We start from the raw sequence: 11,784 nt of genomic DNA, 5'->3' as shown, positions 1-11,784 counted from the left end.
GCGGCTGTCGTCATCAATCTTTCAGGACGCGCGCAGCGTCCTCCTCGAACTGGATGCCGACCTTGGCGCCGGTCTCGTAGGTCGCCGGGTTCGAGCGGCTGTTCTGGTGGCGCACGATAAAATCGTCGTCGCCGCCATCGAGCTTCACATGAAAGTGGGTGTCGGTGCCGAAATAGACGATGTTGGACAGCGTCCCGGTGATCGTGCCCTTGGCCGGATCGGGCACCAGATCCGCATGTTCGGGGCGCACCACCAGCGTGACTTCACCCAACGGATCGAAGCCTTCCGGGTAGCCGGCACTGATCATCGCATTGCCGGCGAATTTGACGGTCGCCACGCCGGGCTTTTTCGACACCACCGTGCCCGGCAAAAAGTTCGTCTCGCCGATGAAGTCGGCGACGAAGCGCTCGGCCGGACGGTCGTAGATGTCGCGCGGCGTGCCGACCTGCAGGATCTTGCCCGCCGACATCACCGCGATGCGGTCCGACATGGTCAGCGCTTCTTCCTGATCGTGGGTGACGAAGATGAAGGTGATGCCGGTCTCGTGCTGCAGACGCTTCAACTCGATCTGCATTTCCTTGCGCAGCTTGTAGTCGAGCGCCGACAGCGGCTCGTCGAGCAAAAGCACTTTCGGCTGCGGCGCCAGCGCCCGGGCCAGCGCCACGCGCTGCTGCTGGCCGCCGGAAATCTGGCTGGTGCGGCGCGCCTTCAGCGCCTCCATCTTGACCAGTTTCAGCATCTGGGCGACGCGCGCCTCGATCTCGGCTTTCGGCTTGCCGAGCATTTCCAGACCGAAACCGATATTCTGCGCCACCGTCATATGCGGAAACAGCGCGTAACTCTGGAAAACGGTGTTGACCGGGCGTTTGAACGGCGGCAGCGGCGCGATGTCCTGGCCGTGCAGCAGGATCTCGCCGGCGCTTGGGAAATCGAAGCCGGCAATAAGCCTCAGCAGCGTCGTCTTCCCGCATCCGGACGGGCCGAGCAGCGTGAAAAACTCGTTCTCGCGGATCGACACCGACACCGTGTCAAGAGCGGCTACCTGGTTTTCCCCGGTTCCAAATACCTTGCGTACACCGCGAACTTCGATCGCGTTCTTACCCGGTTGTTCCGGCACGATTACCCCATTGAGAGAGCCTGCTCTTGGTGGCAGGTGTGTTCCTGGTTGATTGTCACCACAAGCCGGAGGGCTTGGCAACTGCGGAGCTGCAACTCGGCTTTTAAACGCAATTCCCATGCCACACCTCAGGCTTGGTAAGTGACCTTTCCACCACAAATGGTGGTCACCGGGCGAACGGTATGCAGCGCTTCCGGCGCCGTCGCCTCGATATCAGCCGACAAAACAACGATATCGGCGAGGTATCCGGTCTTCAGGCGGCCTTTGCGATCTTCCATGAACTCGGCATAGGCGCCCTCGACGGTGTAGCCGGCAATCGATTCCTGCAGCGAGAAGCTCTGGTCCGGCAGGCCTTCTGCCCAAGGTTTGCGCATGACCGCCGCCTGGATGCCCAGGATCGGGTCAACCGGCGAGACCGGCCAATCGGAGGCGAAGACGACGCGGGCACCGGCATCCTTGAGCGTCCGCCAGGCATAGCTCAGCGGCCATCGCTCGGGGCCGATGCGCGAGATCGTCGGCTCCAGCGGAAAGTTCATGGCGCCGGGCGGATGCGGCGGCTGCATCGAGGCAATGACGCCGAGTTCGGCGAAGCGCGGCACGTCCGACGGGGTGATAACTTCTATGTGTTCGACCCGGTGGCGGCTGTCGCGCCTGCCGTTCTTCTTCAGCGCTGCCTGGTAGCCGTCGAGCACGGCGCGCACGGCGCCGTCGCCGATCGAGTGCACAGCGATCTGCAGGCCGCGCCTGTCGGCCTCGACCGCCACCTCGGCGAAATGCTGCGGCGAAAACAGCGGCTCGCCGCGCCAGCCCGGCCGGTCGGCATAGTCGTCGACCATCACCGCGGTCCAGGAATCCAGCACACCGTCATAGAAAACCTTGACCATGCCCGACGACAGCCACTCGGAATTATGGGCGGCAGCCATGCGCGAGGCTTTTTCGAGCATGTCCAGCGTCATGAAGTTCTTGAAGTGGAACGGGATCTTGGTCCGGCAGATGAGCCGCCCCTCTTCTTCCAGGCCAGCGAGCAGCTCCAGCTGATAGAGGTTGCCGTCCATGTTCTGGATCGACGTGATGCCGTGCTTGGCGCACCACTGAAGTCCGCGATGCATCAGGTCGCGGTCGGCTGCCAGTTCTTCCGCCGACGGATAGGGTTCCGGCTCCCGTCCCGTCAGGCCGAGCCGCGTCCGGTTCGCGCCGAAATGCTCGAGGATCGGGCCGAACGCCTCGCCCTCGCGCAGCTCGCCGGCGGCAAGTCCATCCTCGCCCATGACGATCTCGTTGCCCGGCCCCAATTGCCTGCCATGCAGCAGGCCGGCCTGCTCCAGCGCCTTAGTGTTCGCCCACATCGTGTGATGGTCGGACGCCGACATGGCGAAGGGCCGATCGGGAATGATGCGGTCGAGTATCTGGCGGGTGACCGGCTCCGGCAGGATCGCATAGTCGACGCCGGCGCCGATCAGAAGCCTGGCGTTCGGACGTTTGGCCGCGAAGCCCTGGATCGCGTCGCGCAGCGCATCGAAGCCGTGCACGCCTGCCAGATGCAGATTGTCGAGCTCGGCCGCGCCGCCGAACAAATGCATATGCGCTTCGATGAAGCCCGGCAGCACCGAGCCGCCCTGCGCGTCGATGACGCGCGTGCCGGGACCCTTGTAGTCACGGATGCTGTCGCGATCTGCGATCGCAATTATCTGGTCGCCTTTGACGGCGATGGCCTCGGCGCGGGGGGTATCGGGATCCATCGTCAATACGCTGGCATTCTCGACGATCAGATCGGCCGTTTGCGGCATCATTTACTCCCCTTTGTGCCTAGGCTAGCAGAGTATTGGCGTCTGGCAAGCCGTCCCGTGCTGCGCCAAGTGAACAATTTGCCATGCCTCTTGGCGGCGCCCGGACTCTCTGCCACAAAGCTGTTTGAGACCCGCGAAACCGCAATCCGAAGAGCGAGCCAACTCCCAAAATGAAAACAGTTTTCTCCCCTCTCCACGCCGGCCACGCCGGCCAGATGGAACTGGTGACGTCGGCAATAGTGCCGGGTTTCGAGAAGCCGTCGCGGGCTGAATTCATCAAGGCGCGGGTAGAGAGCGAGAAGCTCGGACCGATCATCGGCCCGGTCGAGCACGATCTTGCCGCCGCCAAACGCGTGCATGAGGCACGCTACATCGATTTCCTGCCGACGGTGTGGCCGCAATGGGTCGCCGCCGGCTTCAAGGGCTCGGCCATGGGCTTCACCTGGCCGACGCGCGGGCTGCGCGGCGACATGCCGCCCAAGCGCATCGACGCCTTGCTCGGCTATTATTCCTTCGATGCCGGCGCCACCTTCGTCGAAGGCACCTGGGCGGCGGTCAAGTCCTCCTATGACGTCGCGCTGACGGCGGCCGACCTGGTCAAGGGCGGCGAGCGGACGGCTTTCGCGCTTTGCCGTCCGCCCGGCCATCACGCCGGTGCGGCTTTCATGGGCGGTTATTGCTTCATCAACAACGCCGCCGTCGTCGCGCAATGGTTCCGCGACCAGGGCGCAAAGCGCGTCTCGATCCTCGACGTCGACTACCACCACGGCAACGGCACTCAGGAGATCTTCTATCGTCGCGGCGACGTCCAGGTGCTCAACCTGCATGGCGACCCGATGGTCGAATATCCCTTTTTCCTCGGCCACGCCGATGAGCGCGGCGAAGGCGAAGGCGAGGGCTTCAACACCAACTATCCAATGCCCATCGGCACCGATTGGGGTGCCTGGAACGCCTCGCTGGAGGACGCCTGCGCCAAGCTGTCGGCCTACGCGCCCGACGTGGTCGTGGTCTCGCTCGGCGTCGACACCTTCGAGAAGGATCCGATCAGCCAGTTCAAGCTGAAGAGCGAGGACTACCCGAAGATCGGCCGCCGCATCGCCAGGCTTGGCCTGCCGACGCTGTTCGTCATGGAAGGCGGCTATGCGGTCGAAGAGATCGGCATCAACGCCGTCGGCGTGCTGACCGGCTTCGAGGATCGCTGAAACGCGCGCTTTCGAAGCGGAAATCGCGCTCAAACAACGCCATGGCAAGCGACTGAGTCGCAACTCGAGTCGGCCGGATTCGATTTTGTCAAATCGCGTTTGATGTCGGATTCATCTGCGGGTAGATTAGACCCGAATCAGCCGGTCCTCGGGGGGCGCGGCGACTACCCAAAGTCTCAGGTTCCGGTCCCAGGCCGGCAGCAGACGCGGACGGCAACGCGTACCCCGCAAGGATTCGGCTCGGTTGGGCGCAGTGCGCGCCCTTGCGTGTGTCTTCGTGAATGTGACGCGTTTCGGGTTCGGCCGCTGGTAATGCCAGCACCGGGCACAAGGATCGATTCCGGCAAGAATATCAAAAATGAGCAGTCCCGCCGCGCTTCTCCAATCCGATGCATCAGGCCCGCGCCTGGCGTCGCGCGGCGACCTCACCAGCTTCTTCATGCAGCTCACCGCCGACATCGGCGCCGACAGCTACATGCTGGTCGCCATCGTGCACGACCAGGACCGCAACGATGCGCGCATCGTCTCGTCGAACTGGATCTTCGACGCCATCGAACTGACCGGCAAAAGGCTGATCGCCAACCTTGCGCTGGGAGCATTGACGACAGCGCCGGGCGTGCGCCCCAAGCCTCTCGTGGCTGCGCATGCGCCCGACGCCGGCGCGTTGCTGACCGGCGAGGAAGCCCGCCTGCTCGACGTGCTCGGCCATGCCGAAATCTATTCGCTGCGGCTGAATGTCGGCCGCCAGCGGCTGTTCGTGCTGTTTTCCGCCGCGGAACCCGACAGGATCGACCTGGCGGCGCTGATGCGCGCGCAGCTGAAATGCTGCTATGCGCTATCCACCATTCCGCAACTGATCGCGGCGGCCGCCATGCAGGACCCGCTGTCGGATCGTGAGCGCGAATGCCTGTTCTGGGTGTCTGAAGGCAAGACCACCGACGAGGTGGCGCTGATCCTTGGCGTCTCGTCGAACACCGTCAACAGCTACATCACGCACGCCATTCAGAAATTCGCGGCCAGCAACCGCGCGATGGCGATTGCGACGGCGATCAGGAGCGGCATCATTTGAAACACGCACAGGTCAGAGCGGCCGCCGCGGCCCTTTTCAACGAGCAGCGCAATCCCTTCGGCGCCTTCTCGCTCGGCTCCGAGACGCATCACGCCGTCACCATTCCCGATGCGGTGCGCCGCTGCCGCTGGATCGCCATCGACATCAACGCTTCGGCCTTCGGGCTGTTTTTCGTCAGCCCGTCGCTGGAACGGGCGCGGCTCGTCGCCTGCTTCGATTCCGATTATCCGGGCACCGCAGTGGCGACAAAATTCATCGCCGGCGCCAATGGCGAAGAGATGGTGCGCCACAGCCGCATCTCGACGACGCCGCGCTGGTGGGCGGATGATGGCGTCGCCGGCTCGCGGCAGGTCTTCGAGAGCCTCGCCTGGCCGGAGCCGACAGTGCCGCTGGCGCCCGGCACCAACGGCATCGCCTTTCCTGTCCACGCCGATCGCGGCCAGTGCGGGCTGGTGGTTTTCATGGGCTCGGATATCGCTCTCTCGCAGGAGTCGCTCTGCGAGATCCACGCCCGCAGCTTCGCCCTGTTTTCGGCAGTCGCCCGCATTCGTCCCGGCGATACCGGCAGGACGCGCTCGATCTCCAAGCGCGAGCTCGAATGCCTGAAGCTTACCGCCAACGGCAACACCAGCGAAGAGATCGCGAAACTCCTGAAACTATCGGTGCACACCGCCAACCAGTATCTGACCCAGTCGACGCAGAAGCTCAACGCGGTCAACCGCAACCAGGCGGTGGCCAAGGCGCTGCGCCTCGGCCTGATCGAGTAGATCGCCGAGGCCCCGTCGGCCAAGGCCGACCAGGAAACTGTCAGGGATAGGCGAGCGGCTCTGTCTTGCGGATGCGCGCCTGCCCGATCGCCTCGTGCAGCAGGGCGGTATTGTGCTCAGGCGTTTCGCCGGGCTTCTCGAACGACACGTAGTTCACGACAACAGACGTCGCCTGCCCGCTCAGCGTGAGCTGGAAATAGACCGTCACGCCGCGCGGCCGCAGCTCCAGATCGAGCACGATGCGCGGACTGCCGTTCCAGTCGATATGCGCCTCGCCGCCATGGCCGAGCCGCAGCGTGCCCGGCTGGAAGAACAGTTCGGCGGCCGAGTCCACCAGATCCGAAAGGCAGGCGAAATGCTCCAGCCGGATGAAGGCGATGTAGTCGGCGACCTCAATGAGCCTGAGTTCGCCCACCACGTCCTCGATGGCGCAGGCGACGATCAACTCGCGGGAATTGGCGTGTGGTTGCCGGTTCATGGCTGCAAGCGGCGTCCGTTCATTGGGTTACTTTGCGCTCCGCCTTCTTCGAGTAGACGATCCTCACCAGCTCGGCGACGGCCTGATAGAATTGCGACGGGATCACGCTATCAACCGAAACTTGCTTGTACATGGAGCGGGCAAGCGCGACGTCCTCGAAGATCGGGATGTTGTGCTCCCGGGCGATCTCGCGGATCTTCAGCGCCACCAGATCCTGACCCTTGGCCAGCACCAGCGGCGCCGAGTCCTCCTCGCGCACGTATCTCAGCGCGATGGAATAGTGCGTCGGATTGGCGATGATCAGCGTCGCGCGCGGCACTGCCGTCATCATCCGCCGCCGTGCCCGGTCGCGCGCCAGCGAGCGCAGGCGGGACTTGACGATCGGGTCGCCTTCCGACTGCTTCATCTCGTCTTTGACCTCCTGCTTGGACATGCGCAGGTCTCGCTTCCAGTGAAAGCGCGACCAGACGATGTCGACCACCGCGATCAGCCCCATGACGAAGACGATCGCCACCAAAATGTCGACGGCGATGCCGCGGATGACCATGCCGAAAGCCATCGGATTGGTGATCATGCCGGCAAGCAGCTTGCGGTGATCTTGCGACAGCGTGAACGTCAGCACGGCGATGGCGAAGGCAAGCTTGGCCAGCGATTTTGCGAATTCGACAAAACCCTGCACGCCGAACAGCCGGCTCCAGCCCTTGGCGACCGAGATGCGCGACAGCTGCGGCCTGATCCGCTCGCCGACGATTTGCGGGATGTTCTGGAACACGGAAGCGCCGACACCGGCAACCACCAGAAGCACCAGCAGGCTGACGATGGCGTTGCCAACCTCCATCAGCACCACCTTGTAGAGGTCGATGACGTCCGTCTCGGTGTCCATCGGCCACGCTTCCGGCTTTTCAAGGAACATCGCCAGGAACGTGCCGAGGTCGACAATGGCATCCTTGGCGTAGAAGACGGTGAACACCAGGATGGCCATGAAGGAAGCGAAGATGGCGGTCTCGCGCGAATGGGGCAGCTTGCCCTGTTCGATCGTGTCGCGGATTTTCTTCTCTGTGGCTTCCTCGGTTTTGGAATCCTTGTCGACCGCCTCCGCCATGGTGCGCTAGCCCGACCGGGCCGTCAGGCCGCTTCAGCGTCGGTCTGCATCGACGGAAGCTCGAATGCGCCTTCCCGCGACAGCCGGATGGTCGTCACCGCGACCGTCTTGCGGGCAGCCATGATGTCGGCCAGCGCGATGCCTTCCGATCCCTGTGCGAGCTCGGATTCGATCATGCGGCGCGAGCGCGCGCCGATCGCCGACAGCACGGACTCGGTGAGCGCCGGCGGCGCGCCGCGCAGAGCCAGCGTGACGAGTTCGGTCGACAATCCGTCGAACAAAAGCACCCGCGCCTTCTGGGCCAGCAGCGGCAGGTCGTCGAAGGCGAACAGCCGCGATTTGACGCCGGCAAGGTCGGGCGTGCCGGCCGCTTCCAGGTCCTGCATAACTTCGTCCAGTTCGGGCTTGGCCATTTCATTGAGCACGCTGGCGACGCGCGCCTGACCGGCCGAGGTGTCCTTGGTCGACTTCTGCGAAAGCATGCTGGCGCGCAGCTCGTTCTCGACCACCCTGGTCGCCGCATCAGGGATATTGGCCATCGTCACCATGCGCTTGATGATCTGGCTGCGCAGGGGTTTTTCCATGGTCAAAAGCACGTTGGCGGCGATCTGCGGCGCCAGCTTTGACAGCACCATCGCCGAGGTCTGCGGGTGCTCGCCGGCGAGGAAGCCACCAAGCCGCGCGGGTTCGAGCTTTTCGAGGTCCGGCCAGATCGGCGGCGGCCCTTCAGGCGCCGGCTCGTACTTCTTGTCGCCCATGATGGCGCTCATTTCCTCCGGCGACAGCGATTCGTTGAGGATGGTGTCCATCCGGTCGGCGGAATCGAGCAGGCCGGCGCCTTCGGTGAATTCGGCCTCGAACTCGGCGACGATGCGCTCCAGGTCGCTTTGTGGAATGGTGCGCAGCAAGCGGGCGCCTTCGATCAACGCCTTCAACTCTTCCTGCTTGAAGAATTTGAGCAGCCGGCTGGCCGAGGGTTTGCCCATCGCCACCAATATGGCGGCCGCCTTTTGCGGGCGCGTCAGCGTCAATGCCGTCATGTCCCTTGCCCCTGCTGAGCGCGCCCCTCGTTCATGCTTAGGCGCTCTTCGTCGCCGCGATGATTTCGGTGAGCCTGATGCCGAAGCGCGACGGGTCGTTCTCCAGCACCGTGATCTCGCCGCGCGCTATTCTGCGGCCGTTGACCACCACGTCGACCGGCTCGCCGATGCGGCGGTTGAGCGCCACGGTCGAGCCTTTCTGCAGCGCCATCAGCTCCGAGACCGGCATCTCGGTGCTGCCGAGGATGATCTGCACATCGACCGGGATGGTCATGATGATGCTCGAATTGGCGCTGCCCTGCAGGGCCGCGTCCGGGCGCTTTTCCTCTTCCCGGAGCACGCCGCGCAGTTCCTCGATGGCGCGATCCAGCTTTTCGTCCGGCAGGCCGGGTTCGGCTTCTATTTCAACGTTGGTCGCTGCCATCTTATCGTCTCCAATCATCCCGGACCCGGCATCAGCCAGGCATCAGGCCGTCGATGAAATCCTGCCCGGCATCGTGGGGATGCCTGACGCGGACCGTGTAATTCTGCCCGAGCTTGCCGAACTCGCAGACAAACAGCGTCTTGCCGCGCGCGCTGAGCTTTGCCTGCGACTGCGCGTTCTCCTCGAACTCGATCACCTGGCCGGGCTGCAGGCTGGCCAGATCGCCGAGCGTCAGCCGGGCGAGCGGCATGGTGGCTTCAAGCCGCACGGCCGAGCGCATCACTTCTTCGGAGAAGCGGGCGCGCCAGTCGAATTCGGTCGTCCCATCATCATTCACATTGGCGGTGGCGCCGCGCGTCGCCATCAGGATGCGCTGCGGGATCATCACCGTCACCGTGCCGGTGTCGGTCGGCGTCGAGATGCCATAGGCGATGCGGATCGCCGCGCCGTCGCGCAGCATGCGCCGTTTGGCTTCGCCGCCGGACATCGCCTTCGGCACCGGCAGCCGCAGGTCGAGCGAACGCCTGCCCGATCCGTTGAGCGCCAACGCGACCTCCTGGAAGACCATCGTCGCGACATCGATCTCGATCCGCGACAGCTCACGCTCGATCGGCGATACCGGCTGGTCCGGGTCGCCGCCGAACAGCGTGCAGACCATGACGGCGATCGCCGGCGCGTCCATGACCAGCGTCATGGCATCGGCCGAAGTCGGCGAGGCAACGATGGTCATGGCGAAGGTGTCGCCGGCATGCAGGCGGGCATCGGGAACGCGGCCGACCTCGACTGCCTGCAGGTCGACGGTCACCGGCGCGCCGAGCTCGCCAGCCAGCGCCTTCTGCAGCAGCGGCAGCGAGCGCTCGGCCATGCCGCGGCCGACGCCGATCACCTGCGCCGCCTCGCCGCTGTCGCCGACGAGACGTTCGATGATCAAGGCCCGTGTTTGCGACGGACTGCCGGGACTGGTCATGACGGCAAGCGGCCCGGTCTGAAATTGCGCATGCTCAGGCCGCCTTCTTCTCGGCCGAGCCCGTGTTCATCGTGCTCTGCTCGACGGCATCGATCGTCGGGCGCTCGTAGGAGGAGATGGTCTTGCGGCCGAATTCGATCGCGACCTGCGGCAAGGCGCCGTTCATATAGGCAAGCAGGGTCTGCTTGACGATGATGTAGAGGCGGTTCTTCTTCTCGCGCACCGTCTTGATCTTGGTGGCGACCGGACCGACCACGGCATAGGAGAGGAAGATGCCGAGGAAGGTGCCGACAAGTGCTGCGCCGATCAGGCCGCCGAGGATTTCCGGCGACTGGTCGAGCGCGCCCATCGCCTTGACCACGCCGAGCACGGCGGCGACGATGCCGAGCGCCGGCAGGCCGTCGCCCACCGCGACCATCGCGTGATAAGCCTTCAGCTTGTCGCTGCGGATGGTCTGTATCTCCTCGTCCATCAGCGCCTCGATCTCGTGCGAGCGGGCGTTGCCGATGATGATGATGCGGCAATAGTCGCAGATGAAGTTCGTCAGGTCGTGGTTTTTCAGCACCGTCGGGAAGGCCTGGAAGATCGCCGACTCCTCCGGATTGTCGATATGCGCCTCGACCTCGCTGCGCGACTTCGAGCGCAGTTCGCGCATCAGGCTGTGCAGGACGCCCAGCGTCTCCAGATAATCGCGCTCCTTCGGCACCGCTTGCTTGAATGCTTCCAGAATGCCCTTGCCGGTGTCCTTGACCGTCTTCATCGGATTGGCGACGAGGAAGGTGCCGAGTGCCGCGCCGCAGATGACCACCGCTTCCCATGGCTGTATCAGCACGTGCAGATGGCCGCCCATGGCCATGAAGCCGCCGAGAACGCAGCCAAGCGTCACCACAAGTCCAATCAGAATACCCACGGCAGGTCCTTCCGCATGTCACATGGTGGACAGGGATAGTCCTCGTGCCTTGTGTGAGGCTTGAATCGCGCGCCGCGCTGCGATTCAGCCTCGCACAAGGAAGCTTCGCTATGATCTTGGGATAGCTTCGGCTGGAGGCGCCTATGTTGAACACTTATACGAGCTATCAGCTCATCGCCAAGGACATCCCTAAGGCGATCGACCAGGTCGAATCGCAGCCGGTCGTGAAGCGCGATACCGACTATTATCTCGCCAATATCGACAGCATCAAAACCATCGACGATTTCGTCAACAACACCCGCCTGTTCAACTATGCCATGAAGGCCTACGGCCTGAGCGACATGGCCTATGCCAAGGCCTTCATGGTCAAGGCGCTGAAGGAAGGCGTCTCCGACCAGGACAGCTTTGCCAACAAGCTCAGCGACAAGCGTTATGCGGATTTCGTCAAGGCGTTCAACTTCGCGGCCTATGGCCCGACCGCCACCCTCTTTCCTTCCGCCCAGCAGGGCGCTGTGGACAAATACATGCGCCAGACGCTGGAGGAAAACGCCGGACAGACCAATCAGGGTGTGCGCCTGGCGCTCTACTTCCAGCGCAAGGCCCCCGAAATCACCAACTGGTACGACGTGCTCGCCGACACCGCGCTCTCCAGCGTGGTTCGCACGGCGCTCGGCCTGCCCGATTCCTTCGCCGCCGCCGACATCGACAAACAGGTGCAGGCGTTCGAGCAGAAGCTCGACATCGCCGACTTCAAGGACCCCGACAAGCTGAACAAGTTCCTGACCCGTTTCACCAGCCTGTGGGAGATTAACAACCCGACTTCCACGGCGCAGACATCGGTCAGCGTGCTGTTTGCCCAGCCGACAACGGTCGGCATCTCGACCGATCTGATGATGGCCATGCAGAAGTTGAAGTTCTGAG

General features: G+C 63.7%; 12 protein-coding genes. 4 read left to right on the top strand and 8 right to left on the bottom strand.

The window, feature by feature from the left end; genetic code table 11:
* Positions 1–13: 13 nt before the first annotated feature.
* Together FJ974_RS09350 and FJ974_RS09345 are read right to left on the bottom strand one after the other, a co-directional pair.
* A complete protein-coding gene (locus FJ974_RS09350) occupies positions 14–1,117 on the bottom strand; it encodes an ABC transporter ATP-binding protein (protein WP_140529969.1) in 1,104 nt (367 codons plus the stop codon).
* A 128-nt stretch (positions 1,118–1,245) separates the two neighbouring features.
* Positions 1,246–2,904: an amidohydrolase gene (locus FJ974_RS09345; RefSeq protein ID WP_140530161.1), complete on the bottom strand. Its 1,659-nt coding sequence runs from the start codon at positions 2,902–2,904 to the stop codon at positions 1,246–1,248.
* A 170-nt stretch (positions 2,905–3,074) separates the two neighbouring features.
* Between FJ974_RS09345 and FJ974_RS09340 the strand changes: the two genes are divergently transcribed.
* The 3 genes from FJ974_RS09340 (at position 3,075) to FJ974_RS09330 (ending at position 5,942) form a co-directional block, all read left to right on the top strand.
* Complete coding sequence (locus FJ974_RS09340) at positions 3,075–4,106, top strand: histone deacetylase family protein (RefSeq protein ID WP_140529967.1); 1,032 nt, start codon at positions 3,075–3,077, stop codon at positions 4,104–4,106.
* Positions 4,107–4,464: 358 nt separating this feature from the next.
* Entirely contained in the window at positions 4,465–5,175 is a 711-nt protein-coding gene (locus FJ974_RS09335; protein ID WP_140529965.1) for a helix-turn-helix transcriptional regulator, read from the top strand.
* Positions 5,172–5,942 carry a helix-turn-helix transcriptional regulator gene (locus tag FJ974_RS09330; RefSeq protein ID WP_140529964.1) on the top strand — a complete coding sequence of 257 codons (771 nt, stop codon included), beginning with the start codon at positions 5,172–5,174 and terminating at the stop codon, positions 5,940–5,942. The genes FJ974_RS09335 and FJ974_RS09330 overlap by 4 nt, the downstream gene beginning before the upstream one ends.
* A gap of 40 nt (positions 5,943–5,982) precedes the next feature.
* On the opposite strand, the gene FJ974_RS09325 is transcribed toward FJ974_RS09330, so the two are convergent.
* The 6 genes from FJ974_RS09325 to motA form a co-directional block, all read right to left on the bottom strand.
* Complete coding sequence (locus FJ974_RS09325) at positions 5,983–6,420, bottom strand: hypothetical protein (protein ID WP_140529962.1); 438 nt, start codon at positions 6,418–6,420, stop codon at positions 5,983–5,985.
* Positions 6,421–6,439: 19 nt separating this feature from the next.
* Positions 6,440–7,522, bottom strand: coding sequence for a flagellar biosynthesis protein FlhB (flhB, locus tag FJ974_RS09320; RefSeq protein WP_140529960.1), 1,083 nt, complete (start codon positions 7,520–7,522; stop codon positions 6,440–6,442).
* Positions 7,523–7,545: 23 nt separating this feature from the next.
* Positions 7,546–8,562 (bottom strand): flagellar motor switch protein FliG, encoded by a 1,017-nt coding sequence (locus FJ974_RS09315; protein ID WP_140529958.1) that lies wholly within the window; start codon positions 8,560–8,562, stop codon positions 7,546–7,548.
* 37 nt (positions 8,563–8,599) lie between these two features.
* Positions 8,600–8,986, bottom strand: a complete 387-nt coding sequence (gene fliN, locus FJ974_RS09310; RefSeq protein ID WP_140529957.1) for a flagellar motor switch protein FliN — start codon at positions 8,984–8,986, stop codon at positions 8,600–8,602.
* 31 nt (positions 8,987–9,017) lie between these two features.
* Positions 9,018–9,917 carry a FliM/FliN family flagellar motor switch protein gene (locus FJ974_RS09305; protein ID WP_226891536.1) on the bottom strand — a complete coding sequence of 300 codons (900 nt, stop codon included), beginning with the start codon at positions 9,915–9,917 and terminating at the stop codon, positions 9,018–9,020.
* Positions 9,918–9,987: 70 nt separating this feature from the next.
* Complete coding sequence (motA, locus tag FJ974_RS09300) at positions 9,988–10,863, bottom strand: flagellar motor stator protein MotA (RefSeq protein ID WP_140529953.1); 876 nt, start codon at positions 10,861–10,863, stop codon at positions 9,988–9,990.
* A gap of 143 nt (positions 10,864–11,006) precedes the next feature.
* Here motA and FJ974_RS09295 point away from each other — a divergent pair, with 143 nt between their 5' ends.
* Positions 11,007–11,783, top strand: coding sequence for a DUF1217 domain-containing protein (locus FJ974_RS09295; RefSeq protein ID WP_140529952.1), 777 nt, complete (start codon positions 11,007–11,009; stop codon positions 11,781–11,783).
* Position 11,784: the final 1 nt, after the last annotated feature.

Source organism: Mesorhizobium sp. B1-1-8 (genome assembly GCF_006442795.2).
Classification (GTDB): Bacteria; Pseudomonadota; Alphaproteobacteria; order Rhizobiales; family Rhizobiaceae; genus Mesorhizobium.
Note: the sequence above shows the minus strand (reverse complement) of the source record. Positions and strands in the feature narration are given on the sequence as shown.

Bases quoted from the DNA above. Each gene is read 5' to 3' on its own strand.
- FJ974_RS09345 (WP_140530161.1), bottom strand. From the start codon at position 2,904: ATGCCGCAAACGGCCGATCTGATCGTCGAGAATGCCAGCGTATTGACG.
- FJ974_RS09340 (WP_140529967.1), top strand. From the start codon at position 3,075: ATGAAAACAGTTTTCTCCCCTCTCCACGCCGGCCACGCCGGCCAGATG.
- FJ974_RS09335 (WP_140529965.1), top strand. From the start codon at position 4,465: ATGAGCAGTCCCGCCGCGCTTCTCCAATCCGATGCATCAGGCCCGCGC.
- FJ974_RS09325 (WP_140529962.1), bottom strand. From the start codon at position 6,420: ATGAACCGGCAACCACACGCCAATTCCCGCGAGTTGATCGTCGCCTGC.
- flhB (WP_140529960.1), bottom strand. From the start codon at position 7,522: ATGGCGGAGGCGGTCGACAAGGATTCCAAAACCGAGGAAGCCACAGAG.
- FJ974_RS09315 (WP_140529958.1), bottom strand. From the start codon at position 8,562: ATGACGGCATTGACGCTGACGCGCCCGCAAAAGGCGGCCGCCATATTG.
- fliN (WP_140529957.1), bottom strand. From the start codon at position 8,986: ATGGCAGCGACCAACGTTGAAATAGAAGCCGAACCCGGCCTGCCGGAC.
- FJ974_RS09295 (WP_140529952.1), top strand. From the start codon at position 11,007: ATGTTGAACACTTATACGAGCTATCAGCTCATCGCCAAGGACATCCCT.